The following is a 24225-nucleotide window of genomic DNA, read 5'->3' on the forward strand; positions in this document are numbered from 1 at the left end:
GGGTGAATTGCCGAGGCTCGGGTGCGAGAAGGCCCACGCTGGGTAGAGTCCGTCGACATGGAGCACGAGGTGTTCGTTCCGGTTCCGGCCGAGCGACTCAGGGAGGTGCTGGACGACCCCGCGCGGGTCGCCCGGGCGGTCCCCGGGCTCCAGCAGGACGCGGGCGCCGAACCCGTCGCCGGCCGGCTGAAGATCAGGGTCGGCAGCCACTCCGTCACCTACCGGGGTGCCGTACGGGTGTCCCGGCGGGGCGACGGCGCGTACGGCGTCGAGGGCGGTGCCGAGGAGGTCCGCGGCAGCGGCACCGTCACGCTCGCGCTGCGGATCGCCCTGCGTGAGGCGGAGGACGGCTGCACGCTGCTCTTCGACGGCACGGCCTCGGCCGACGGCCGGATCAGGGACTTCCCGGCGGACGCGGTGGAGGCCGCCGTCACCCGCCTGCTGAACCGTTTCGCGGAGCACCTCGCCCAGGCCGCGCCGGAGACGACGACGTCCCTGGCGACCCAGGACTTCGAGCCCCGCGCCACGACGAACCACGACACGACCCCGGACGCGGACGACGAACCCGTCCCGCCTCCACCGCCGGCGGCGGACGCGGCGTCCGGCCCGGCCGACGGTGACGGTGACGGTGACGGCGGTAAGGCCCCGGAGGCGGCCGAGGGCGGCGACACCTCCGAAGCCGGCCTCACCGAGCGGGAACCGGGCCCCGGCCGCCCCTCCGCGTTCCGACCCGACCCGTCGTCCTCCGAGGACGACGACGAGGTCGCCGAGGCGGCCCACGCGCGGCGGACCATGATCGGGCGCAGCGCGGAAGAAGTCGACCACGCCCCGCCCCGCGGCCGCTACGCACCCGTACCCGCGCCGCAGACGGTGAGCACCCCGGCCCGGCTGCGCTGGGCGGCCCCCGCGGCGGCCCTGGCCGTCGCCTCCGCCGTCGTCGCGGTCCGCGCCCTGCGCAGACGCCGCTGAGCGGGAGTCCGGGCCGGGCCGCCGCTGGGCGGGGTGCCGGTTCCGGGTGGCGCGGGCACCACGCGTGCCGGTGGTGGCTCGGAGCCGTGCACGGCGGGGTGCCGGTTCCGGGTGGCGCGGGTACCACGGGTGCCGGTGGTGGCTCGGAGCCGTGCACGGCGGGGTGCCGGCCCCATGCCGCGGGCCCCGGCACGGGGCTCACTCGCCGACGGCGGCCGGGGAGCGCGCGCTCGCCGGTGCCCGGGGGCCGCGCCGAGCCCCCGGTCCCCGAGGCCCTCTTGATCACCCCAGTAGGGTCGTCCCGTGAGTGACGAAGAGATCACGCTGACCGCGGGTGACGCGGAGGTGACCGTGCAGCCGGGCAACGGCGGCCGGGTCGGAGGGCTTCGGGTCGGGGGTGTGGAGCTGCTGCGGCAGGGGGAGCGGTACGGCTGCTTCCCGATGGTGCCCTGGTGCGGGCGGATCAGGGACGGGCGGTTCCTGGACGGCGCCGTCGTCCGGCAGATGCCGCTGAACGCGCCGCCGCACGCCATCCACGGCACCGTCCGCGACCACCCCTGGCGCACCGCCCGGGCCACCGACGACGAGGCCGTCCTCACCTACGAGCTGGTCGACCCCTGGCCCTACCCGGGCCTCGTCACCCAGATCGTCGCCCTCACCGGGGACGCGCTGACGCTCACCCTGTCCGTCGAGACGTACGAGTCGTCCTTCCCGGCGCAGGCCGGCTGGCACCCCTGGTTCAACCGGAACCTCGGCGGCGAGGACGTACGCCTCGGCTTCGACGCCGCCTGGCAGGAGGAGCGCGGCGACGACCACCTGCCCACCGGCAACCGGATCGACCCGCGGCCCGGCCCCTGGGACGACTGCTTCGGCATGCCCGGCGGCGTCGACGTGACCCTGACCTGGCCCGGGCAGCTGGAGCTGAAGGTGACCGGCCGGGAGGAGTGGGTCGTCGTCTACGACGAGCAGCGCGAGGCCGTGTGCGTCGAGCCGCAGACCGGGCCGCCCAACGGGCTCAACACCCTGCCGCGCCTGGTCACGCCCCTGGAGCCGCTGGAGGCCACCACGGCCTGGAGCTGGCGCCGCCTCTAAGCTGGGCGCCATGACGGACACACGCGGCGCGCTGCTGCAGCAGATCAAGGACAAGGCCGTGGTGCACGGCAAGGTGACCCTGTCGTCGGGTCTGGAAGCCGACTACTACGTCGACCTGCGGCGCATCACCCTCGACGGTGAGGCCGCCCCGCTGGTCGGCCAGGTGCTGCTGGACCTGACCGGGGAGCTCGACTTCGACGCGGTCGGCGGGCTCACCATGGGCGCCGACCCCGTCGCCGCCGCGATGCTGCACGCGGCCGCCGCGCGGGGCAGGCGCCTGGACGCGTTCGTCGTGCGGAAGGCCGCGAAGGCGCACGGTCTGCAGCGCCGCGTCGAGGGCCCGGACATCTCCGGCCGCCGCGTGCTGGTGGTGGAGGACACCTCCACCACCGGCGGCTCCCCGCTCACCGCCGTCGAGGCCGTGCGCGAGGCCGGGGCCGAGGTCGTCGCCGTCGCGACCATCGTCGACCGGGCCACCGGCGCCGCCGAGAAGATCCGGGAGGGCGCCGGGGTGCCGTACCTGTTCGCCTTCTCGAAGGACGAGCTGGGCCTCGACTGACCAGGGCGTGGACGCGCCTGGACCTTCCGGCCGAGTCTGGAAGGATGGGGCCGACGATGACGTCGCACCCAAGGTCTAGGTCAGGGCCGTAGAGACACCGCAGTACCCCAACCCGCAGATACAAGGAGCGGACGCATGCCCATCGCAACTCCCGAGGTCTACAACGAGATGCTGGACCGGGCGAAGGCGGGGAAGTTCGCCTACCCGGCCATCAACGTGACCTCCACCCAGACCCTGCACGCGGCCCTGCGCGGTTTCGCTGAGGCGGAGAGCGACGGCATCGTCCAGATCTCCACGGGTGGCGCCGAGTTCCTGGGCGGGCAGTACAGCAAGGACATGGTGACCGGCGCGGTCGCCCTGGCCGAGTTCGCGCACATCGTCGCGGAGAAGTACCCGGTGAACATCGCGCTGCACACGGACCACTGCCCGAAGGACAAGCTCGACGGGTACGTGCGCCCGCTGCTCGCGCTCTCCCAGAAGCGCGTCGAGGCCGGTCTGAACCCGCTGTTCCAGTCGCACATGTGGGACGGCTCGGCCGAGACCCTCGCCGACAACCTCTCCATCGCCCGGGAACTGCTGGAACTGGCCCGCGCCGCGAAGATCATCCTCGAGGTGGAGATCACCCCCACCGGCGGCGAGGAGGACGGCGTCTCCCACGAGATCAACGACTCCCTCTACACCACGGTCGACGACGCGATCCGCACCGCCGAGGCCCTCGGCCTGGGCGAGAAGGGCCGCTACCTGCTGGCCGCCTCCTTCGGCAACGTGCACGGCGTGTACAAGCCGGGCAACGTCGTCCTGCGCCCCGAGCTGCTGAAGGAGCTGAACGAGGGCGTCGCCGCCAAGTTCGGCAAGACCTCCCCGTTCGACTTCGTCTTCCACGGCGGCTCCGGCTCCACCGAGCAGGAGATCCGCACCGCGCTGGAGAACGGCGTGGTCAAGATGAACATCGACACGGACACGCAGTACGCCTTCACGCGCCCGGTCGCCGACCACATGTTCCGCAACTACGACGGCGTCCTGAAGGTCGACGGCGAGGTCGGCAACAAGAAGACCTACGACCCGCGCACCTGGGGCAAGCTGGCCGAGGCGTCCATGGCCGCCCGCGTCGTCGAGGCCTGCGGCAACCTCCGCTCGACCGGTACCAAGATCAAGTAACGTCCGGTCGCCCGTTCCTCCGGGAAGAACCCGGCACCTCCCGCGGTGCCGGGTTCTTCCGTATGCTCCCCGCATGCCCGAAGTCCGGCTGGCCTCGTCGCGCGGCAGGTGGATCCTGCTCACCACCGTGCTCGGCTCCGGCATGGCCCTGCTGGACTCGACCGTCGTCAACATCGCCCTGCCGCGCATCGGCCGCGACCTCGACGCGGACCTGGCCGCCCTGCAGTGGACCGTCAACGCCTACATGGTCACCCTGGCCGGGCTGATCCTGCTGGGCGGGGCCCTCGGGGACCGCTTCGGGCGGCGCAAGGTGTTCGTCGTCGGCGTGGTGTGGTTCGCCGTGGCGTCGCTGCTGTGCGGCCTCGCGCCCGACGCGCCGGTGCTGATCGCCGCGCGGGCCCTGCAGGGAGTGGGCGGGGCGCTGCTGACGCCCGGGTCGCTGGCCCTGATCCAGGCGTCCTTCCACCCCGACGACCGGGGGCGGGCCGTGGGCCTGTGGTCCGGCTTCGGCGGGATCGGGGCGGCGGTCGGGCCGTTCGTGGGCGGCTGGCTGGTGGACGGGCCCGGCTGGCGGTGGGTGTTCCTGCTGAACGTGCCGCTGGCGCTGGTGTGCGTACCGGTGGCGCTGCGGCACGTTCCCGAGTCGGGGGGCGGTGCCTTCCGGCCGGACGGGGGCGGGGCCGGGCCGGCGCCCGGGCGGTTCGACGTGCTCGGCGCTGTGCTCGGGGCGCTGGCGCTCGCGCTGCTGACGTACGCGCTGATCGGGGCCGGCGAGGGCGGTCCGGTGGTCTGGGTCACGGGGGTGGCCGGGGTGGCCGCGGCGGTGGCGTTCGTCCTGGTCGAGCGGTGGCGGGCCGAGCCGATGATGCCGCTCGACGTCTTCGCGTCGCGGCAGTTCACGGCCGTCAACCTCGTCACGCTGTGCGTGTACGCGGCGCTCGGCGGGTTCTTCTTCCTCGCCGCGCTGCAGTTGCAGGTCGCCGTGGGTTACTCGGCGCTCGCGGCCGGTACGGCGCTGCTGCCGACGACCGTGCTGATGCTGGCGCTGTCGGCGCGCTCCGGGGAGCTGGCCGACCGCATCGGGCCGCGGATCCCGCTGACGGTGGGGCCGCTGCTGGCCGCCGCCGGGATGCTGCTGATGCTCCGGGTCGGGCCCGGGGCGTCCTACCTCGCCGACGTGCTGCCCGCGCTGCTGGTGCTCGGGCTCGGGATGGTCACGCTGGTGGCGCCGCTGACGGCGGCCGTGCTGGGCTCGGTGAGCGTCGTGCGGGCCGGGCTCGCCAGCGGGATCAACAACGCGGCGGCCCGGGCGGCGGGCCTGGTGGCGGTGGCGGCGCTGCCGCTGCTGACCGGGATGGGGGAGGAGGCCTACCGGGACCCCGCCGCCTTCGACGCGGCGTTCGAGAGGGCCATGGGGTGGTGCGCGGGGGCGCTGGTCGCCGGGGCGGTGCTCGCGGCCGCGGTGGTGCGCAGGCCGCCGCCGGACTGCAGGCGGCCGGAGTGCCGGACGTCCGGGGGCGTCACCTCGCCGCCGCTGGAGGGGGAGCGGGTGCGCAGGCGGCTGTCGTAGGGGCACCCTCCGTCGTCCGGCGGCGCGCGTGACCGCGGTCCCGGCGCATGGCGCAGCTTGGGGCATCTCCATTCACGAGAACCTGCTCGGGGGTCCGCCCCCGACTCGTCTCCCCGACGACCCCGGGCCCCGGGCCCCGGGAAATGCTCGCATCGGGTGCCGCGCCCGCCGAGGCCGCGGCAGCGCACCCCACCTCCTCGCTCGCCTGGGCGCAGCTCGCCGACGACGCGTTCGAGCGGGGCGCGGCGGTGGAGTCGTACGCGTACGCCCGGACGGGCTACCACCGCGGGCTGGACGCGCTGCGCCGCAACGGCGGGAAGGGTCACGGTCCGGTGCCGTGGGGGAATGGTCCTCCATGTGATCGGATTGCTTTTGCATTCCCTGCCGCCGCCGCTCCCTGAGTGACGGCGGCACAGTCGTTTCAACTGCGGTGACTACCGCTTCAGTTCGGTGTACGCCTCGGCGCTGCTGTCCTTGAGGAACTGCCAGCAACGCTCCGTTTCGTCCTTCTCGTTGATCTCGCCGGCGGCACGGGCGAGGGCGGCGAGGCAGCGCAGGAATCCGCGATTGGCCCGGTGGTCCCAAGGGATGGGGCCGTGTCCCTTCCACCCGGCGCGGCGCAGCGAGTCCAGACCGCGGTGATAGCCGGTGCGCGCGTAGGCGTACGACTCGATCACTCGCCCCGCCTCGAAGGCGTCGTCCGCGAGCATCGCCCAGGCGAGCGAGAACGTAGGGTGCTTCGCCGCGACCTCGGCCGGGGGCCGGGACTCCTCGCCCAGAAGGCGGTACGCCTCTTCGTTCTCCGGCAGGTACGTCGGGTCCGGGCCACCGAGCAGGTTCTTGTGCGTCGTCATGCAAGCAGTCTGCCACTTCCGGATAAGCCTCCGGGACGCCTCTGCGGCGTATCGGCCGTGGAGCCGAACCGCGCTTTCCCGCGGGCCCTGCACGCCCTCGCCCGGGCCGCGCAGGCCGTCGGCGAGCAGGAGGAGTACGAGCGCTGCTCCCGTTCCTGGAGGACTCCTCGCCGACCGCGGCGCAGGTCCTGGGCTGACGACCGTCCGTGCACGTGAGGCCCGTCCCGCCGCGCGCGGGCGCGCCTTGCGGTTCCGGGGGCGACACCGCAGGATGCCGGTGGGGACCGGGGCCCCCGTGCCGGCATCGGCAGGGGCGGACCGCTACCCGGAGTTATCTGCAGGAGACAGCGATGTCCCACGAGGCTCACGAGCCCGAGACCCCGCATCTCGACTTCCACGGCACGACGCCGTACGAGGACTACGTCAAGGCGGACGTGCTCACCCACCTCCAGCACACCCTCTCCGACGACCCCGGAGAGATGGTCTTCCTGGTGACGACCCAGGTGATGGAGCTGTGGTTCACCGTCATCGTCCACGAGTGGGAGACGGCGTCCCACGCGCTCAGGGGCCACGACGTGCCCACCGCCCTCCACGCGCTGAAGAGGTCCGTGCGGGAGCTGGAGGCGCTGAACGCCTCCTGGAGGCCGCTCGCCCAGCTCACGCCGGCCCAGTTCAACTCGTACCGCGGCGCCCTCGGCGAGGGCTCCGGCTTCCAGTCGGCGATGTACCGGCGGATGGAGTTCCTGCTCGGCGACAAGTCCGCCTCGATGCTCGTCCCGCACCGGGGCGCCCCGCGGGTGCACGCCGAGCTGGAGAAGGCGCTGCACGAGCCGAGCCTGTACGACGAGGTCGTGCGGCTGCTCGCGCGGCGCGGGTACGACATCCCGGGGTACGTGCTGCACCGCGACGTCGCGGAGCGCTACGAGCCCTCGCCGGAGGTGGAGGCGGCCTGGACGGCCGTCTACTCGGGCGACGAGAGCGACGAACTGGCCCGCCTCGGCGAGGCGTTGAGCGATGTCGCCGAGCTGGTGTGGCGCTGGCGCAACGACCATCTGGTCGCCACCCGCCGCGCGATGGGCGCCAAGACCGGCACGGGCGGCTCCGCGGGGGTGGCCTGGCTGGAGAAGCGCGCGCAGAAGAACGTCTTCCCCGAGCTGTGGACGGCGCGGTCCCATGTCTGAGCCGGTATCCGAGCCGGCCGTCGAAGCGGAGAAGCTGGACGCCGCCGACGCCCTGCGCGGCGCGCGGGACGCGTTCGTCCTGGACGACGTGGTCTACCTCGACGGCAACTCGCTGGGCGCGCTGCCCGCCGTCGTGCCCGGCCGTATCGAGGACGTCGTCCGCCGCCAGTGGGGCGAGCTGCGCATCCGGTCCTGGGAGGAGAGCGGCTGGTGGACGGCGCCCGAGCGGATCGGTGACCGGATCGCCCCGCTGGTCGGGGCGGCGGCCGGGCAGATCGTGGTCGGCGACTCCACGAGCGTCAACGTGTTCAAGGCGCTGGTGGCCGCCGTGCGGATGGCCGGGGACGGCCGGGACGAGATCCTCGTCGACGCGACGACCTTTCCCACCGACGGGTACATCGCCGGCTCCGCCGCCCGGATGACCGGGTGCGCGCTGCGACCCGTGGCGCCCGCGGAGGTCCCGGCCGCGCTGGGCGGGCGCACCGCCGCGGTCCTGCTCAACCACGTCGACTACCGCACCGGCCGGCTGTACGACCTGCCGGCCCTGACGGCCGCCGTGCACGAGGCCGGGGCGTACGCCGTGTGGGACCTGTGCCACAGCGCGGGCGCCCTGCCGGTGGGGCTGGACGCGCACGGGGTGGACCTCGCGGTCGGCTGCACCTACAAGTACCTGAACGGCGGGCCGGGTTCACCGGCCTACCTGTACGTGCGGCGGGAGCTGCAGGACCGCTTCGACTCCCCGCTGCCCGGCTGGAACTCCCACGCCGAGCCGTTCGGGATGCGGACCGGCTACGAACCGGCCTCCGGAGCGCCGCGCGGCCGGGTCGGCACCCCGGACATCCTCTCCCTGCTCGCGCTGGAGGCGGCCCTGGAGGTGTGGGACGGGGTGTCCGTCGACGCGGTGCGGGCCAAGTCCCTCGCGCTGACGGACTTCTTCCTGAAGTGCGTGGCGGCGTACGTCCCCGAGGGCCGGGTCGAGTGCCTCACGCCGCGGGCGCACGAGGAGCGCGGCAGCCAGATCGCGCTGCGCTGCGACGACGCCGATGACGTGATGAAGCGGCTGATCGAACGGGGTGTGGTCGGCGACTTCCGGGCGCCGGACGTGCTGCGCTTCGGTTTCACACCGCTGTACGTGGGCTTCGCCGACGTGGAGCGGGCGGCGCGCGTGCTGGCGGAGACGCTGACCTGAGCGGCGGCGGGGCCGGACCTCCTGCGGCGTCCGGCCCCGCGGTCGCCCAACGGGTCGGTCATGGCCCCGCGGTCGCCCAACGGGTCCGTCATGGCCCCGCGCGGACGGGTCGGTCATGGTCCCGCGCGGACGGGTCCGCCCGGGGCCTCACCCAGGGTGACATCCCCGTGTTCACGCATGTCACGCGCCTGGTACCGTCCCGGCCAACGGCTGAACTCCCGCACCGGACTGGCCGCTTACGTTTCAGCGCTGAGAGGTTGAGGCATGACGGACGACGTCGCAGCGGCCCGGGCGGCCGCCGAGGAGAAGTCGGTGTTCTCCCACGCGCCCGTCGACCCCGACGCCACCGCGGCCTACGGCGGCCACCCCGACCAGGTGATCGACTTCTACGCCCCGCGCGCACAGGCCGGCCCGGGCGGGCCCGCCCCGGTCGTCGCCGTGCTGCACGGCGGTGCCTGGCGCGCGCCGTACGACCGGCGGCACATCAGCCCCTTCGCCCAGTTCCTGGCCCGCCGCGGGTTCGCCGTCGCCAGCGTCGAGTACCGGCGCGGCGGCGGGGACGACCTGCTCGCGGGCCGCTGGCCCGACACCTTCGACGACGTCGCCGCCGCCCTGGACGCCCTGCCGGCGCTGGTCCGGGAGACGCTGCCGCAGGCCGACCCGCGCCGCACGGTCCTCACCGGCCACTCGGCGGGCGGGCACCTCGCGCTGTGGGGTGCGGCCCGGCACGTCCTGCCGGCCGACTCGCCCTGGCGCTCGGACGCCTCGGCGACGCTGCGCGGGGTGGTCGCCCTTGCGCCGATCGCGGACTTCTCGGTCGCCGACAAGCTGGGCGTGTGCGGGGGCGCCGCCCGCCAACTCCTCGGTGGGGACGAGCACTTCGCCGAGCGCCTGCCGTACGCGGACCCGGCGCTGCTGCTGCCGACCGGCATCGCCACGACCGTCGTGCAGGGCCGCAGCGACCTCGAGGTACCGCAGCCGGTCGCCGAGTCGTACGCGGACGCGGCGGCCAAGGCCGGGGAGATGGTGGGGGTGACGCTGCTGGAGGACGTGGGGCACTTCCCGCTCATCGACCCGGCGGCGGACGCGTGCGCGGTGGTGGCGGAGGAGATCGCGCAACTGGCCTGGTGAACGGCCTTCCTCGAGCCCCGTGGGGAGCGGCCGACGCCGGCCCGTAGTACCTGAGACGGATGCCGAGGGACCCCTCTGCAAGGGGACGACCGGGGGCCGGGAGCGCGCTTACCGTTCTGAGCGTGACCGAGACGACTCATCCGCAGACCACGCCGCCGGGGGACCGGGCCAGACCGCGCAGCCCGGAGTTCCGGATGGCCGCGAACCTCCTGCACGGACTGCGGCAGGATCTGATCCACGACGCGTTCGCCTACCGCCCGCTGCCGCGCATGCGCGTCGACGGGCCGCTGACCAGGAGGCTCCCCGGCCGGCTGCGGGAGTACGCGGCCTGGACGCCGCACGCCCTGGTCGGCACGGCCGCCCTGCTCAGCCTGGCCGTCGCCGGGGCCGACGAGGGCGTGGCCCTGCTGCTGGGCCTGCTCGCCGCGATCCCGGTGCTGCTCACCCTGGCCCGGCCCGTGGGCGCGTTCTGGCTGTCCATGGCGGCCACCCCGCTCGCCCTGCCGGCCGACGACTACGGGGGGGACTGGCCCTGGCTGCCGGGCAGTTTCGCCTGCCATCTGACGGTCCTGACGATCGTGGCCGTGCGGACCGGACCGCGCACGGCCACCTGGATGTGGGTCCTGACCGCCGCGTACGGCATGCTCGCGGAGACGCTGTTCGGCGCGCTCGGGGGGTACGGCACCAACACCGGCCCCATGCTCGTGATCTCGGCGTTCGTCCTGCTCGCGGTCACCGTCTGGCACGTCCGCCGCGACGCCGTGCAGGAGGTCACCGCCCAGCAGACGGTGACCGCGCACGAGCGCTCCCGGCGCACGCAGCTGGAGGAGCGCACGACGATCGCCCGCGAGCTGCACGACGTCGTCGCCCACCACATGTCGGTCGTCGCCATCCAGGCGGAGGCCGCGCCCTACCGGGTGGAGAACCCGCCGCCGGAGCTGGAGAAGGCGTTCGCCACCATCCGGGAGAACGCGGTGGCGGCGCTGACGGAACTGCGCCGCGTCCTGGGCGTCGTCCGGGCCGAGGACTACGAGGCCCCGGACGCCCCGCAGCCGACCCTCGCCGACCTGGACGGGCTGCTGGCCAATGTGCGCGAGGCCGGCCTGAGCGTCGACAAGGTGGTGACCGGCGCAGTGCGCGAGCTGCCGCAGGGGGTGGAGCTGTCGGCCTACCGGATCGTGCAGGAGGCGCTGAGCAACACGCTGCGGCACGCGCCGGGCGCGACCGCCCGGGTCGAGATCGGCTACGTCCTGGGCGGCCTGGGCCTGCGCATAGTCAACGGCCCGCCGCCCCACCCGGGCCTGGTCAAGCCCTCGCCCGGCGCCGGGCACGGCATCACGGGCATGCGGGAGCGTGTGACGATGCTGGCCGGCGGGATGACGGCGGACCACACGGACGACGGAGGCCACGAGGTGACGGTGTTCCTGCCGGTCGCCCTGCCGGACGAGGACGAGGCATGACCATCCGCGTGCTGATCGCGGACGACCAGATGATGGTGCGCGAGGGCTTCTCGGTGCTGCTGAACGCGATGCCGGACATCGAGGTCGCCGGCGAGGCGGTGAACGGCCGCGAGGCCGTCGCCAAGGTCCGCGAACTCGCCCCGGACGTGGTGCTGATGGACATCCGGATGCCCGAGCTGAACGGCATCGAGGCGACCCGCGAGCTCGTCGCCGCGGACGGTGCGGCGAAGGTGCTGGTGCTGACCACGTTCGACCTCGACGAGTACGTGTACCAGGCGCTGCGCGCGGGCGCCTCGGGCTTCCTGCTGAAGGACGCCTCGGCGCGCCAACTGGCCGACGGGGTGCGGGTGGTGGCGTCCGGGGAGGCACTCCTGGCGCCCTCGGTGACCCGGCGCCTGATCACCGAGTTCTCCAGGCTCTCCGAGACCCCGCGCCTGATGCCCTCCGCGCAGGCGGCGTACGGCGACCTCACCGACCGGGAGACGGAGGTGCTGGTCCTGATCGCGCAGGGCCTGTCGAACGCGGAGATCGCGCAGCGGCTGGTGGTCGCCGAGTCGACGATCAAGACGCACGTCAGCCGGATCCTGGTGAAGCTGGGCCTCAGGGACCGCACGCAGGCGGCGGTGTTCGCCTACGAGGCGAGGCTGGTGACGCCGGGCTGACCGGGGGCGCGCCGGCCGGGTGCGCGAACCCCCCTGGTCAGGGAGGGGGGTGTGCGGCTAGCGTCCCGGCATGGCTGCCGCATTCGACCCGTGGGACCCGGCCTTCCTCGCCGACCCGTACCCCGCCTACGCCGAGCTGCGCCAGCGCGGCCGGGTGCACTTCTTCGAGCCCACGAACCAGTGGCTCGTCCCGCACCACGCGGACGTCTCGGCGCTGCTGCGGGACCGGCGCCTGGGCCGGACGTACCAGCACCGCTTCACGCACGAGGAGTTCGGCCGCACCCCGCCCCCGCCGGAGCACGAGCCGTTCCACACGCTCAACGACCACGGGATGCTCGACCTGGAGCCGCCGGACCACACCCGGATCCGGCGCCTGGTGTCCAAGGCGTTCACCCCGCGCACGGTGGAGCGGCTGAAGCCGTACGTGCGGGGGCTGGCGGACGAGCTGGCCTCCGCCCTGGTCGCGGCGGGCGGCGGCGACCTGCTGAGGGACGTCGCCGAGCCCCTCCCCGTCGCCGTCATCGCCGAGATGCTGGGCATCCCGGAGGCCGACCGGGCCCCGCTGCGCCCCTGGTCGGCGGACATCTGCGGCATGTACGAGCTGAACCCGTCCGAGGAGACGGCGGCGAAGGCGGTCCGGGCGTCGGTGGAGTTCTCCGACTACCTGCGCGAGCTGATCGCGGCCCGCCGCGAGCAGCCCGGCGACGACCTGATCTCGGGTCTCATCGAGGCCCACGACGAGGGCGACCGCCTCACCGAGCAGGAGATGATCTCGACGGCGGTCCTGCTGCTGAACGCCGGCCACGAGGCCACGGTGAACGCCACCGTCAACGGCTGGAACGCCCTGTTCCACCACCCGTCCCAGCTGGAACTGCTGCGCGCCGACCCCACGCTCGTGCCCTCGGCGATCGAGGAGCTGATGCGCTACGACACCCCGCTTCAGCTGTTCGAGCGCTGGGTCCTGGACGAGATCGAGATCGCCGGCACGACGATCCCGCGCGGCGCGGAGATCGCGCTGCTCTTCGGCTCCGCCAACCACGACCCGGCGGTGTTCGCCGACCCGTCCCGGCTGGACCTGACCCGCCGGGACAACCCCCACATCTCCTTCAGCGCCGGCATCCACTACTGCATCGGTGCACCCCTCGCCCGCATCGAACTGGCGGCGTCGATGGGTGCGTTGCTGGAGAGGGCGCCGACGCTGCGGCCGGTGTCGGAGCCGGTGCGCAAGCCCAACTTCGTGATCAGGGGCCTGGAAGGGCTGAGCGTGGAGGTGGGCTGACGGCGCGGGCGCCGGCCGCCGCTCCGGCCACGGTCACGGTCACGTGGTGGGATCCCGGCGCCGCAGCCCCGCCAGCCCCGCGCCCACCAGCGCCACGGCCAGCACCGTCCGGACCGCCACCGGCCCCCACTCCATCCGCCCGCCCGGCAGCTTGGGCAGGTGGCCGTAGGGGGAGACGTCCAGGACGGCCTGCGGCACGTCCAGCGCCGGGCCGATCCAGCCGATCAGCAGGACCGCCCCCGCGACGGCCCACGCCGCCGCGGCCGCCCGGGGCAGCACCCCGTGCAGCAGCACCGCCACCCCGCCGATCACCCACACCGCGGGAAGCTGCACCAGGCAGGCCGCCAGGACCGGGCCGGTCTGCCCGCCGTAGCCGCGGCGAGGCCGAGGCCCGCCGGCAGCATGATCAGGGCGGCCCCGCCGAAGGCGATCAGCGCCAGGACCCACAGCGTTCGTCCGCGAAGGGACGCAGGTTCTCCTGCCAGCCGAGCGGTGACAGCCACGTCAGGACCGAGGAACCGTCGTCCGTCGCGGCGTCCCCGGCCGCGCGCAGCACGAACGCGGCGCCGAGCACCGCCGCCGTCAGGCCCCGGGCGAGCCGGGCGCCCTCCGTGAGCTGCGCGAGGATCGCCGCCGTGGTGGCGAAGACCATCCCGACCGCGGCGATGCCGAGTCCGAGGGCCAGGGCGCCCGTGGTGCCCTGCCCGGCGAGCCCCGCCGTCACCAGCAGAGCGAGGGCCGCGTTCGCGACCGCCGCCGCCAGGAGGGCGGCCGTGAGGGAGGCCCGGCGGCCCACCCTGCCGGACGCCACCAGCTCCTGACGGCCGCTCTCCTCCTCGTCGCGGGTGTGCCGTACGACGACGAGCAGGCTCGTGACGGCGGCCAGGGCGCCCGCGTAGACGCCGACGCGCCACGCCGTCAGGGCGCCCAGCGAGTCGCCGAGGACCGGGCCGACCATCGCGCGCAGCGAGGATTCGGCCCGCATCCGGGCGGCCAGGTCGGCGCGTGCGGCCGGGGTGCCGTACAGGCCTTCCAGCGTGCCCGGCACGGACAGGACCATGGCGGCGGTCACGGCGACCCAGACCGGGATCATCACCCGGTCGCGGCGCAGTGCGAACCGCAGCAGGGTCGCCGTGCCGGCCAGCTGACGTGAACCGGGCGGCCGCAGGGCGAACGTGGTCATCGGGTGCCCGCCTCGTGCTGGTAGTGCCGCAGGAACAGCTCCTCCAGGGTGCGCGGTGCGGAGGTCAGCGTCCGCACCCCCGACTCGCTCAGCGACCGCAGGACGCCGTCCAGCCGGTCGGTGTCGAGGCGAACGCGGCGACCAGGGCGACCTTCTGCCGGTTGCCCTTGGAGTAGGTGCGGCCCTTCTTGGTGGGGTCGAGCTCGAAGCGCTCGATCAGTTCCGCCCGGCGCAGCGCGTCCAGGCCTCCGCGCAGCCGGCCGTAGAGGTCGATGACCTCGCCGCCGGAGAGGTTGCGCCACAGGGTCGCGTCCCCGGGAACGTGGGCGATCCGGCGGTGCACCTCCACCGCGTCCGCCCACGGGTCGCGGCCCAGCACCTGCGCGGCGCCGGAGTCGGCGCGCAGCAGGCCGAGCAGGACCCGGATGGCGGTGGACTTGCCGGCGCCGTTCGGGCCGAGGAAGCCGTGGACCTCGCCGACGTTCGGGCCGGCGGGCGGTTGAGGGCGTCCGGGTCGGAGGTTGCGGTGGAGGACGTCCGGGCCGGCGGGCGGTTGGGGTAGCCGTCCGCAGTCCGGCTCACGCGCCCGCCGGCACCGTCAGCCCCCAGGCCCCCTCCCGGACGACCCACGTCCGGGTCCGTACCGGTCCCGACACCACCGCGTCCGCCCGGTAGCGGAAGTGCGCCCCGGACACCGTCACCGCGCGGCCCTCAGCCAGCAGGGGTGAGGCCTCGGCGCCCACCGACACCGGCCTGACCTCGACCGAGGCGACGCCCGAGGCGGCGGGGGAGACCGACACCGCCTCGACCGGCTGGTCGAGGTCGACCACGGTCCGCCCGTCCACCTCCACCCGCAGCCGGGACGGGCCCGGCTCGGGCGCGGCGGCGAGCCGGGACGGGAGGGTGGCCGGGACCAGACCGCGGACCAGGGACTGGCAGGTCCGCAGCCACGGGCGGCCCGGCGTACCCGCCCGGTCCGGCGCGGCCTGCTCGTCCGTCCAGCCGGGGGAGGGCGACAGCGGCGGTATCCGCAGGGCGCCCAGCACCACCCCGTCGCTGTCGTCGACCAGCAGGTCCATCCGCCGCTCGACCCCGTCGAGCACCGCCCGAGCCGCCGCCACCGTCCCCGTGGGCACGCCCAGCGACCCCGCGAGGGACAGCGCGCGCCCGACCGGGACCACCGACAGCGCGCATCCGGCCAGCTCCCGGTGCCGGTGCAGCAGGGACACCGCGCGGATCAGGGCGCGGTCGTCGCCCACCACCACCGGACGCCGCGCACCCCGCCTCCGCAGCGCCCGCGCGAACTCCTCTGGCCCGTCCGGCAGGCACAGCTTCATCGAGGCACCCGCTCCGAGCACGTCTTTCGCGATCCGGACGGACTCGCCGTCCGACCGACGGGCGACCGGGTCGATCACCACCAGCAGCTGCTCGGACATCGCGGAATGCGCCACCTCGGCCATGCCTCGCTTCCTCGGGTAGCATCTTTGTGCAAGAGCCCCTTGCGCTATTGCGCCAGGGGCTTCGTCTATTCCGGGGCATCCGGTCCGACGGTTGGCGGCCAACGGCGGTCGCGGTGCACGCGGTCGCAGTTCCACCGCGTACGCCCTCGACCATGGACATGCCCCGCCCGGAAGGGGTGTACGCGCGTGCCCGCACTTGTGCTGCTCGGTGCTCAGTGGGGTGACGAAGGCAAGGGAAAGGCCACCGACCTGCTCGGTGGTTCGGTGGATTATGTGGTGCGCTACCAGGGCGGCAACAACGCCGGCCACACGGTGGTCGTGGGCGACCAGAAGTATGCCCTGCACCTCCTCCCTTCCGGAATCCTGTCTCCCGGCTGCACGCCGGTCATCGGTAACGGTGTCGTCGTCGACCCGTCGGTCCTGCTCTCCGAGCTGAGCGGTCTGAACGAGCGTGGTGTCGACACCTCCAAGCTCCTCATCAGCGGAAACGCGCACATCATCACGCCGTACAACGTGACGGTCGACAAGGTGACCGAGCGCTTCCTCGGAAAGCGGAAGATCGGCACGACCGGGCGCGGCATCGGCCCGACCTACGCCGACAAGATCAACCGCGTCGGCATCCGTGTGCAGGACCTCTACGACGAGTCGATCCTGACGCAGAAGGTCGAGGCGGCCCTCGACGTCAAGAACCAGGTCCTCACCAAGCTCTACAACCGGCGCGCGATCGCCGTGGACCAGGTGGTCGAGGAGCTGCTGGGCTACGCGGACAAGCTCGCGCCGTACGTCGCCGACACCGTCCTGGTGCTCAACCAGGCGCTGGAGGAGGACAAGGTCGTCCTGTTCGAGGGTGGCCAGGGCACGCTGCTGGACATCGACCACGGCACGTACCCCTTCGTCACCTCCTCGAACCCGACCGCGGGCGGTGCCTGCACCGGCGCCGGTGTCGGCCCGACGAAGATCAGCCGGGTCATCGGCATCCTCAAGGCGTACACGACCCGTGTCGGCGCCGGTCCGTTCCCGACGGAGCTGTTCGACGAGGACGGCGAGGCGCTGCGCCGGATCGGCGGCGAGCGCGGCGTCACCACCGGCCGCGACCGCCGCTGCGGCTGGTTCGACGCGGTCATCGCCCGCTACGCGACCCGCGTGAACGGCCTGACCGACTTCTTCCTCACCAAGCTGGACGTCCTCACCGGCTGGGAGCAGATCCCGGTCTGCGTGGCGTACGAGATCGACGGCAAGCGCGTCGAGGAGCTCCCGTACTCCCAGACGGACTTCCACCACGCCAAGCCGGTCTACGAGATGCTGCCCGGCTGGAGCGAGGACATCAGCAAGGCCAAGTCCTTCTCCGACCTGCCGAAGAACGCCCAGGCGTACGTGAAGGCGCTGGAGGAGATGTCGGGCGCCCCGATCTCCGCGATCGGCGTGGGCCCGGGCCGGGACGAGACGATCGAGATCAACTCGTTCCTGTAGGACGACACCCGCCGCGCTCCGGCGGCCGGCCCGCCTTCGAGTGCCGGCCGCCGGAGGTCGCGAGACCCATGCATCCGGCCTGTGGAACCGGCGGTGTGTGACTAATCTTTCCGCCATGAGGGAGCCAGGATGCTGCTGAGATTCCGGGTGGCGAACGTCCGGTCGTTGCGCGACGAGCAGGAACTGTCGTTCGTCGCCCACGAGGAGTCCGATGCGGAGTGCGCTGCCGCCACCGAGACCGTGCTCTCCGACGGCCGTCGGCTCCCCGTCCACACCGTGCTGGGTGTCTTCGGCGCCAACGCGTCCGGCAAGTCCAACGTCGTGGCCGCCCTAAAGAGCATGCGGCACGTGGTGCTGCGCTCCTACGCCGACTGGACCTCCTACGACGGTATCCCGCGTGACGAGTTCGCTCTCGATCCGAAGGCCGCTTCCGAGACCTCCTTCTACGAGGCGGACATCGTCCTGGAAGACGGTGTCCGCTGGACCTACGGCTTCGAACTGGGCTCCCGCAGGGTTGAGGCGGAGTGGCTGTACGCCTACCCGAAGGGCCGCCGCCAGGTCTGGTACGAGCGGGACGCCACCCGCGACAACCCCTTCGACTTCCCGGGTGACCGGCTCCACGACCGCGCCAGGCTGGCCCGCACCATGGCCCCCGACGACCTGCTGCTCACGCGCGCCGGAAACGGCGGCCACCAGCAGCTCACGCCCGTCTTCGACTGGTTCAGGGACAACCTCTGGGACGTCACACCGGAGACGGAGCGCCGCGAGCGCGAGGCCTACACTGCCCAGCGTCTGCTGCGCAGCGAGGACTTCCGCCGACGGGCCGAGGAACTGCTGCGCGTGGCCGACCTGGGCATCACCGGTGTGGAGGTCGAGCAGACCTCCTCAGGCCGCCCCCTGGTCCGGCTGGAGCACTCGGGAAGCGACACGAAGACCCTCATGGACTGGGCCTCGGAGTCCTGGGGGACCCGCTCCTGGTTCGCCTTGATCGGACCGCTGCTCCTTGCTCTGGACACCGGCGCGGTACTCCTCGTCGATGAGCTCGACTCCAGCCTGCACCCGCGTTTCGCGGCCGAGGTCGTACGCCTCTTCCAGTCGCCCCGGGTGAACCGCAAGGGGGCGCAACTCGTCTTCACCGGCCATGATCCCTCCCTGCTCCGTGCACCGGGGGGCGGCCGGCTGCTGCAACCGGGCCAGATCTGGCTCACTGAGAAGGACGAGCGGGGCGCCACGACCCTGTCGTCGGTCGCCGACTGGGAGCCGACGGAGGAGGAGGACCTGATGACCTCCTACCTCGCGGGTTCGTTCGGAGCGGTGCCGAGAGTGTCGGAAGGACAGGTCGGGCGGCGACTGCTGCGTGCGGACGAGCTGGCGCGGACGGAGACGGAAGAGGGCTGATGGCGAGGACAAGGGGCGGGGACGGCATCAACCGGAGGAAGGGCGCAGGCGGGACGAAGGGCCGCGCCGCGAGGTCCCGGCAGGTCTACGTCTTCACCGAGGGCGAGGTCACCGAGCCCCAGTACATCGACATCATCGTGAAGAACGGGATCCCCGCCGAGCCCGGACGGAGCGTCCAGCACCACATTGGCAACCCCAACACCAAGAGCAAGCTGCGGAAGCCCTTACAGCTGGTCCAGGAGGCCGTCCGCACCCTGCGCAAGGTCGAGCGGGAGGCGAAGGACGCCGGGCTGAAGCGGGACAAGGACTGGAACTGGCCGCAGGTGTGGGTGCTCTTCGACCGCGACGACCATCCGTCCATCCCCGATGCGATGCGCCTGGCCGACAAGGAGGGGATCAGGGTGGCCTACTCACATCCCTGTTTCGAGCTCTGGAGGCTGCTCCACTACACCAACTACACGAGCAGTTTCGGCGGGGTCTGCGACGACGCCAACAGTCGCCTGCGGTCGCGTCCCGGTTTCGCGACGACCTACGGCCGCAATGTCCGATCGGTGAGCCTGGACCAGTCCAAGCACGTGCGTGAGGAACAGGTGCTGAGCGAGGACGGCAGCAGCTACCGCAACGCCAAGAAGTACGCACTGGCGATCAACAAGCGTTGCGATTCGCCCAACCCGAACGACTGGGACCCCTACACCGACGTCTGGCGCTTCGTGGAGGAAGGATTGCTCCTCAGCCGCTACTAGGCTGAGGGGTCGTACTTCTCCGCGGCAGAGCGGGTGCGCCGCCCTGCCCGCCCGCCCTGCTCACACCCAAGGGAGCCCGTACGTGGCCAAGCTCACGCTCGACCAACTGGAGCGCCACCTCTTCGCGGCGGCGGACATCCTGCGCGGCACGATGGACGCCGCCGAGTACCGCGATTTCCTCCTCGTCCTGCTGTTCCTCAAGCGTGCCAACGACGAGTTCGAGGCCGCCCGTGAGGAGATCATCGAGAAGGAGACGGCTGCCGGGGTCTCCCGCGCGGAGGCGGAGGAGGAGGCCGACGAGCCGGCCAACTACACGGCCCGACGGATCATGTACGTCCCCCCGGAAGCTCGCTGGGAGCGGCTGGCCGGTGCGGTCGACGACGTGGCCACGCGGTACCTCCAGCCCGCGCTCGACGCGATGGAGGGCCAGAAGGGCAACGAACGGCTGCGCGGCCTGTTCAATCACATCAACTTCAACCGCATCGGCGGGGGCGGCGGCACCGGGGCGGCGGCAGCCAAGCTGGCGGACAAGCGGCTGTCCGCACTCATCGGCCATTTCGGCAGTCTCAGACTGCGTGGTGACGACTTCGAGTTCCCCGACGTCATCGGTGCCGCGTACGAGTACCTGCTGAAGGACTTCGCCGACTCGGCGGGCACCAAGGGCGGCGAGTTCTACACCCCGCGTGCGGTGGTGCGGATGATGGTGGAACTGGCGCGGCCCCGCCCCGGTGACAGCGTGTACGACCCGTGCGTCGGCTCGGGCGGCATGCTCATCCACGCCAAGGAGTACATCGAGGAGCACGGCGGCAACACCGAGGACCTCGCCTTGGCCGGGCAGGACGCCAACAACGGCTCCTGGGTCATGGCCACCATGAACATGCTGTTCCACGGCGCCCACGACTTCGACCTGAAGACCGGCGACACCCTGACGCAGCCGCTTCACCTGGACCGCTCGTTCGACGTGGTGCTCAGCAACCCGCCCTTCTCCATGGACTACCGGGCCGCGGACATCCTGGACATCGACGAGCGCATGCCGCACGGCCAGACGTCCGAGAAGGGCAAGGCCGACCTCATGTTCCTCCAGCACATGCTGCACATGGTGAAGGGGCGTGGCGGCTCGGTCTTCACCGTCATGCCGCACGGTGTGCTGTTCCGTGGCGGCACGGAGGAGAAGATCCGGGCGAAGCTCATCGAGCACGACCTGCTGGAGGCTGTGATCGGCCTGCCCTCCAACGTCTTCTACGGTACGGGCATCCCGGCCTGTGTGCTGGTGCTGCGCTCGCACGGCCGTAAGCGGGACGGCAGGCAGGACCAGGTCCTCTTCATCAACGCGGACCGCGAGTTCCACGCCGAGCGAGCACAGAACGTGCTGCTGCCCGAGCACGTGGAGAAGATCGTCTCCACCTTCCACGCCGAGGCGGGCACGGACGTGCCGCGCTTCGCGCGGTGGGTCGAGCGGGACGAGATCCGGAAGAACAAGTACAACCTCAACATCCGCCGCTACGTCGACAACACCCCGCCGCCCGAACCGCAGGACGTACGGGCGCACCTGACGGGCGGCGTACCCAGGTCGGAGATCGAGGCGCCGGAGAAGGCGGCGGTGCTGTCGGCGTACGGCGTCGAGATCACGGACCTGTTCGCGGAACGCGACGGTGACGCGTCCGAGTACGTCGACTTCCTGCCGGAGGACCGGCGCCCCGACGCCGACCGGCTGACCGCACTGGCCGAGGGTCGGGAGCGCGAACTCCGCGAGTCGTTCGCCAAGTGGTGGGACACGGAGACAGAGAAGATCGCCAAGCTGGCGCCGTACGAGGGTGACGACCGCACGGAGTCGGAGAAGCGGGCCCAACTCGCTCGCCTACGGGCCGATTTGATCGACTCCTTCCGTGAGCAGCTGCTGAGCGTCGGCCTGCTGGACCAGTACGCGCTCGCCGGCGCGGTCGCCGGGTGGTGGCAGGAGGCCCGCAATGAGCTCAAGGCGTTGGCCGAGAACGGCTTCAAGGGCGTCGTCGAGGGCTGGGTCGACACGGTCGAGACCCTGCTGGAGCCGGAGCCCAACCCGTGGACGGGCGGTGCGCGCAAACGGACGGCGGCTGAGCGGCGGCAGGCGTACGGCCACAAGGTCGTCGTTGCCATCGCGCCCGAGTTCCTGAAAGACCTCGCCGAAGCGGACGCGGAGAAGGCGCGGCTGGACGCGAAGGTGAAGGCGGCGGAGGAGGCGGAGGCCGCGCGGGCGGCTGTGGCGGCGGGCGTCTCGGAGGACGGCGGGACGGGCGAGGACGGTCCGGCGCTCGACCCGGCGGTGGCCGAGGCTCTGCTCAGCGAGGCCGACTTGAAGAAGGCGAAGCGGGACCGCACGGCGGCGGGCAAGGCGGTGAAGGCGCTGGAGGAGGCCTTCTACCCGCTGGACGGCCTGGGATCGAGGGCCGCGTCGAAGGCCGCCAAGTCGACCAAGGCCGCCACCGCTGAGTCTGCCGCCTCCGCCGACGCGGCCGGACAGACGACCCTCGACGTGACGCTCCCGGCCGAGCCCGACCGGCCCACACCCGGTCTGCATGCGGCCCGCGACGCACTCGACGAGGAGGGCGCGCGTGATGTCGTCCTCGGCATCCTCCGCGATGACCTGGCGTCCAAGCTGGAGGGGCATGTCGTGCGCAGGCGGCGCGAGTTGATCGACACGTATCTGGGCTGGGAGCGCAAGTACCTGGTCTCACTGCGGGAGATCGAGGCGCGGCGTGAGGCTGCGGCGGAGCGGCTGAACGGGTTCCTGGAGGAGCTGGGCTATGTCGGCTGAGCCGACGATGTCGGTACCACTGGACTATTACCTGGCCGGTCCACCTCGGAACGGCTACTCGCCGGTTGAGAGCGCTGACTGGACAGGAGTGCAGATGCTCGGTCTTGGGTGCCTGACACCGGGTGGATTCGTTCCGCGGCAACTCAAGAATGCCCCTAACGGAATCACCGCAAAGCATCCTGCAATTCTGCGGCAGGGCGACCTCTTGATGAGTCGGGCGAATACGCGGGACTTGGTGGGCCTGGTTGGCAGGTATCGGGATGTGGGCTCGTTTTGTATCTATCCAGACCTCATGATGCGGCTTGAGCCGGCCAAGAATTGCTTGCCGGAATTTCTGGAAATCGTGCTGCGCTCTCCGGCCGTCCGACGGTCTCTTTCGTCCCGAGCGCAAGGGACATCGGAAAGTATGGTGAAGATTTCCGCAGAATCTGTCCGGTCACTGCAGGTGCCGCTCCTTTCTTTGGTTGCGCAGCGAAGAATTGTTGAGGCTTTGGAGTCAGTTATCGAATCGGAGCGGGCTGCGGTCGCTTCGCTTGCAAAGCTGCGCAAAATCAGAGTGGCGGCATGGGACAGCTTTGAGCGGGATAAGGCCACGGCATGGCCCCTGCTGAGGATTACGGATGTTGCGCGTCTGCCGACTGGGCAGGTCGACCCTAGACATGCGCCCTATAGATATCAGCAGTTGCTCGCCCCCGACCATGTTGAGCCAACTGCGGGGCGCATCACTGCGCGCGTGACCGCAGAGACTCAAAACGCAATAAGCGGGAAGTACATTGTTCGGCCTGGATACGTAGTTCTGAGTAAGATTCGTCCAGCGCTACGAAAAGTGGTTGTGGCAGATTTTACAGGCACCTGCTCGGCTGATATGTATCCCCTGTGCCCGACCGGTGAAATCCTCGCAGATTACCTTTGTGCGGCGTTGCTAGGTAGTCGCTTCTCGCGCTTCTCGGAGAATGTTTCAGGGCGGACAGGGATTCCGAAATTGAATCGCGATGATTTGAGTGAATATTCCCTGAGGGTTCCGCCGCTGCTTGAGCAGAAGAAGATCGTTCAAGTGTTGGCTAGGATCGGTGAGCACGAGCGTCTGGAGGAGGAGAGGATGGCTAAGATTGCAGCCTTCAAGGTTGCGATTGTTGGGGAGATGCTCGGCGAAGAATGATGCTCGCGTTCTAGTCGACCTTGAGGAATTTCTGTTGACCAGGAAGTAGCGTCATGCCCGTCAGAAAGCCGTCCACCGAGCGCCAGCGTCGTCTCGGTGCCGAGTTGCGCAGGATGCGCGAGCACATCGGCATGACGATCAACGAGGCGGCCACGCTGCACCGCACGGACCGGACGACGGTAAGCAACACGGAGTCCGCCCGCTCCGGTGTCAGCAGTGACCGGGTGAGGGTCTGGGCCGCCAACTACCGCTGTCCTGATGCATGCTATGTCGACGCCCTGGCCGACATGGCCAGGGAACGTGGGCCCTACTGGTGGGACGAGTATCGGGAGTCGCTTCCGACCGGCCTGTTGGATATCGCCGAGATGGAGCATCACGCGTCTCGGCTTCGGTCCGCTCAGATCATGCACATGCCTGGCATCCTCCAGATCCCCGATTACATGCGAGGCATCTTCGCTGAGGCGGTGCCGACCATGGACCCAGTGGATCTGGAGCGGCACGTCGAGTTTCGGGTCAGGCGCGCGGCGCTACTCGACCGTCCCCAGCCGCCCTCGTGTGAGTTCCTGGTCCATGAGACGGCGTTGCGTATGAGGTTCGGCGACCACAAGGTGCTGCGCAGGCAGATCGACCATCTTCTGAAGCAGGCGGAGCGGCCCCACATCACCGTCCGGGTCGTACCCTTCAGCGCTGGTGGGTTCGCGAACGCCGGCAGCTCGACGCTGTACGCGTGTGGTCCTGTGCCGCAACTGGACACGGTCCAGATCGATGTACCGACCGGCGCCACCTTCCTCCATGCCGCCACCTACCTCGTGAACTACCGTGCGGTTCTCGACCGAATGCGGGAGCGGGCTCTGGAAGCGCAGGCCTCGCTCGACTTCATTCGGCAGGCAGCCAGAGAGATGTGAGGGTTGGGG

General features: G+C 71.5%; 20 protein-coding genes and 3 pseudogenes. 19 read left to right on the plus strand and 4 right to left on the minus strand.

The genetic code is table 11. The features are described 5' to 3' along the window. Positions 1-57 precede the first annotated feature (57 nt). The 6 genes and pseudogenes from ACFW6P_RS12000 to ACFW6P_RS12025 all read left to right on the plus strand — a co-directional run. Positions 58-969 (plus strand): SRPBCC family protein, encoded by a 912-nt coding sequence (locus ACFW6P_RS12000; protein ID WP_386423571.1) that lies wholly within the window; start codon positions 58-60, stop codon positions 967-969. Positions 970-1272: 303 nt separating this feature from the next. Next, positions 1273-2061, plus strand: a complete 789-nt coding sequence (locus ACFW6P_RS12005) for an aldose 1-epimerase (protein WP_386423573.1) — start codon at positions 1273-1275, stop codon at positions 2059-2061. A gap of 10 nt (positions 2062-2071) precedes the next feature. Continuing rightward, complete coding sequence (gene pyrE / locus ACFW6P_RS12010; RefSeq protein ID WP_386351801.1) at positions 2072-2620, plus strand: orotate phosphoribosyltransferase; 549 nt, start codon at positions 2072-2074, stop codon at positions 2618-2620. Positions 2621-2755: 135 nt separating this feature from the next. Next, positions 2756-3778, plus strand: coding sequence for a class II fructose-bisphosphate aldolase (gene fbaA, locus ACFW6P_RS12015; protein WP_386351798.1), 1023 nt, complete (start codon positions 2756-2758; stop codon positions 3776-3778). Positions 3779-3851: 73 nt separating this feature from the next. Further along, a complete protein-coding gene (locus tag ACFW6P_RS12020; RefSeq protein ID WP_386351795.1) occupies positions 3852-5348 on the plus strand; it encodes an MFS transporter in 1497 nt (498 codons plus the stop codon). A 64-nt stretch (positions 5349-5412) separates the two neighbouring features. After that, a pseudogene (locus ACFW6P_RS12025) lies at positions 5413-5701 on the plus strand (DUF3151 family protein); the annotation flags it as partial. An 81-nt stretch (positions 5702-5782) separates the two neighbouring features. On the opposite strand, the gene ACFW6P_RS12030 reads toward ACFW6P_RS12025, so the two are convergent. Next, positions 5783-6202 carry a DUF3151 domain-containing protein gene (locus ACFW6P_RS12030; RefSeq protein ID WP_386351793.1) on the minus strand — a complete coding sequence of 140 codons (420 nt, stop codon included), beginning with the start codon at positions 6200-6202 and terminating at the stop codon, positions 5783-5785. Positions 6203-6259: 57 nt separating this feature from the next. Between ACFW6P_RS12030 and ACFW6P_RS12035 the strand changes: the two genes are divergently transcribed. From ACFW6P_RS12035 to ACFW6P_RS12065, 7 genes are all read left to right on the plus strand, one after another. Further along, positions 6260-6418, plus strand: coding sequence for a DUF3151 family protein (locus tag ACFW6P_RS12035; RefSeq protein WP_386423575.1), 159 nt, complete (start codon positions 6260-6262; stop codon positions 6416-6418). A gap of 134 nt (positions 6419-6552) precedes the next feature. Further along, positions 6553-7383, plus strand: coding sequence for a tryptophan 2,3-dioxygenase family protein (locus ACFW6P_RS12040; protein ID WP_386423577.1), 831 nt, complete (start codon positions 6553-6555; stop codon positions 7381-7383). Then, positions 7376-8572 carry a kynureninase gene (kynU, locus tag ACFW6P_RS12045; protein WP_386351784.1) on the plus strand — a complete coding sequence of 399 codons (1197 nt, stop codon included), beginning with the start codon at positions 7376-7378 and terminating at the stop codon, positions 8570-8572. Before ACFW6P_RS12040 ends, kynU begins: the two co-directional genes overlap by 8 nt. A gap of 264 nt (positions 8573-8836) precedes the next feature. Further along, positions 8837-9703, plus strand: a complete 867-nt coding sequence (locus ACFW6P_RS12050) for an alpha/beta hydrolase (protein ID WP_386351780.1) — start codon at positions 8837-8839, stop codon at positions 9701-9703. Between the two features lie 122 nt (positions 9704-9825). Then, a complete protein-coding gene (locus ACFW6P_RS12055) occupies positions 9826-11163 on the plus strand; it encodes a sensor histidine kinase (protein ID WP_386351777.1) in 1338 nt (445 codons plus the stop codon). After that, entirely contained in the window at positions 11160-11825 is a 666-nt protein-coding gene (locus ACFW6P_RS12060) for a response regulator (protein WP_386423579.1), read from the plus strand. The genes ACFW6P_RS12055 and ACFW6P_RS12060 overlap by 4 nt, the downstream gene beginning before the upstream one ends. Positions 11826-11895: 70 nt before the next feature. Continuing rightward, positions 11896-13104, plus strand: coding sequence for a cytochrome P450 (locus ACFW6P_RS12065; RefSeq protein ID WP_386351771.1), 1209 nt, complete (start codon positions 11896-11898; stop codon positions 13102-13104). Between the two features lie 39 nt (positions 13105-13143). On the opposite strand, the pseudogene ACFW6P_RS12070 reads toward ACFW6P_RS12065, so the two are convergent. The 3 genes and pseudogenes from ACFW6P_RS12070 to ACFW6P_RS12080 all read right to left on the minus strand — a co-directional run bounded on the left by ACFW6P_RS12070 (position 13144) and on the right by ACFW6P_RS12080 (position 15747). Beyond that, positions 13144-14287, minus strand: a pseudogene (locus ACFW6P_RS12070) (hypothetical protein). Then, positions 14284-14765 (minus strand): annotated as a pseudogene (locus ACFW6P_RS12075) (ATP-binding cassette domain-containing protein); the annotation flags it as partial. The pseudogenes ACFW6P_RS12075 and ACFW6P_RS12070, both read right to left, overlap by 4 nt. A gap of 100 nt (positions 14766-14865) precedes the next feature. Continuing rightward, positions 14866-15747, minus strand: coding sequence for a diacylglycerol kinase (locus ACFW6P_RS12080; protein WP_386351768.1), 882 nt, complete (start codon positions 15745-15747; stop codon positions 14866-14868). 186 nt (positions 15748-15933) lie between these two features. Between ACFW6P_RS12080 and ACFW6P_RS12085 the strand changes: the two genes are divergently transcribed. The 6 genes from ACFW6P_RS12085 (at position 15934) to ACFW6P_RS12110 (ending at position 24216) form a co-directional block, all read left to right on the plus strand. Next, complete coding sequence (locus ACFW6P_RS12085; protein WP_386351765.1) at positions 15934-17217, plus strand: adenylosuccinate synthase; 1284 nt, start codon at positions 15934-15936, stop codon at positions 17215-17217. Positions 17218-17346: 129 nt separating this feature from the next. Then, complete coding sequence (locus ACFW6P_RS12090) at positions 17347-18615, plus strand: ATP/GTP-binding protein (RefSeq protein WP_386351762.1); 1269 nt, start codon at positions 17347-17349, stop codon at positions 18613-18615. Continuing rightward, positions 18615-19358: an RloB family protein gene (locus ACFW6P_RS12095; protein ID WP_386351759.1), complete on the plus strand. Its 744-nt coding sequence runs from the start codon at positions 18615-18617 to the stop codon at positions 19356-19358. Before ACFW6P_RS12090 ends, ACFW6P_RS12095 begins: the two co-directional genes overlap by 1 nt. 82 nt (positions 19359-19440) lie before the next feature. Then, a complete protein-coding gene (locus ACFW6P_RS12100) occupies positions 19441-22152 on the plus strand; it encodes an N-6 DNA methylase (protein WP_386423580.1) in 2712 nt (903 codons plus the stop codon). Beyond that, positions 22142-23311 (plus strand): restriction endonuclease subunit S, encoded by a 1170-nt coding sequence (locus ACFW6P_RS12105; protein WP_386423582.1) that lies wholly within the window; start codon positions 22142-22144, stop codon positions 23309-23311. Before ACFW6P_RS12100 ends, ACFW6P_RS12105 begins: the two co-directional genes overlap by 11 nt. Before the next feature lie 53 nt (positions 23312-23364). Further along, positions 23365-24216 (plus strand): Scr1 family TA system antitoxin-like transcriptional regulator, encoded by an 852-nt coding sequence (locus tag ACFW6P_RS12110; RefSeq protein WP_386351750.1) that lies wholly within the window; start codon positions 23365-23367, stop codon positions 24214-24216. Positions 24217-24225: the final 9 nt, after the last annotated feature.

Source organism: Streptomyces sp. NPDC058741 (assembly GCF_042746715.1).
Taxonomy (GTDB): domain Bacteria; phylum Actinomycetota; class Actinomycetes; order Streptomycetales; family Streptomycetaceae; genus Streptomyces.

Coding starts and splice junctions, on each gene's coding strand:
- ACFW6P_RS12000 (WP_386423571.1), top strand. CDS start 58: ATGGAGCACGAGGTGTTCGTTCCGGTTCCGGCCGAGCGACTCAGGGAG.
- pyrE (WP_386351801.1), top strand. CDS start 2,072: ATGACGGACACACGCGGCGCGCTGCTGCAGCAGATCAAGGACAAGGCC.
- fbaA (WP_386351798.1), top strand. CDS start 2,756: ATGCCCATCGCAACTCCCGAGGTCTACAACGAGATGCTGGACCGGGCG.
- ACFW6P_RS12020 (WP_386351795.1), top strand. CDS start 3,852: ATGCCCGAAGTCCGGCTGGCCTCGTCGCGCGGCAGGTGGATCCTGCTC.
- ACFW6P_RS12030 (WP_386351793.1), bottom strand. CDS start 6,202: ATGACGACGCACAAGAACCTGCTCGGTGGCCCGGACCCGACGTACCTG.
- ACFW6P_RS12040 (WP_386423577.1), top strand. CDS start 6,553: ATGTCCCACGAGGCTCACGAGCCCGAGACCCCGCATCTCGACTTCCAC.
- kynU (WP_386351784.1), top strand. CDS start 7,376: ATGTCTGAGCCGGTATCCGAGCCGGCCGTCGAAGCGGAGAAGCTGGAC.
- ACFW6P_RS12050 (WP_386351780.1), top strand. CDS start 8,837: ATGACGGACGACGTCGCAGCGGCCCGGGCGGCCGCCGAGGAGAAGTCG.
- ACFW6P_RS12060 (WP_386423579.1), top strand. CDS start 11,160: ATGACCATCCGCGTGCTGATCGCGGACGACCAGATGATGGTGCGCGAG.
- ACFW6P_RS12065 (WP_386351771.1), top strand. CDS start 11,896: ATGGCTGCCGCATTCGACCCGTGGGACCCGGCCTTCCTCGCCGACCCG.
- ACFW6P_RS12080 (WP_386351768.1), bottom strand. CDS start 15,747: ATGGCCGAGGTGGCGCATTCCGCGATGTCCGAGCAGCTGCTGGTGGTG.
- ACFW6P_RS12090 (WP_386351762.1), top strand. CDS start 17,347: ATGCTGCTGAGATTCCGGGTGGCGAACGTCCGGTCGTTGCGCGACGAG.
- ACFW6P_RS12095 (WP_386351759.1), top strand. CDS start 18,615: ATGGCGAGGACAAGGGGCGGGGACGGCATCAACCGGAGGAAGGGCGCA.
- ACFW6P_RS12105 (WP_386423582.1), top strand. CDS start 22,142: ATGTCGGCTGAGCCGACGATGTCGGTACCACTGGACTATTACCTGGCC.
- ACFW6P_RS12110 (WP_386351750.1), top strand. CDS start 23,365: ATGCCCGTCAGAAAGCCGTCCACCGAGCGCCAGCGTCGTCTCGGTGCC.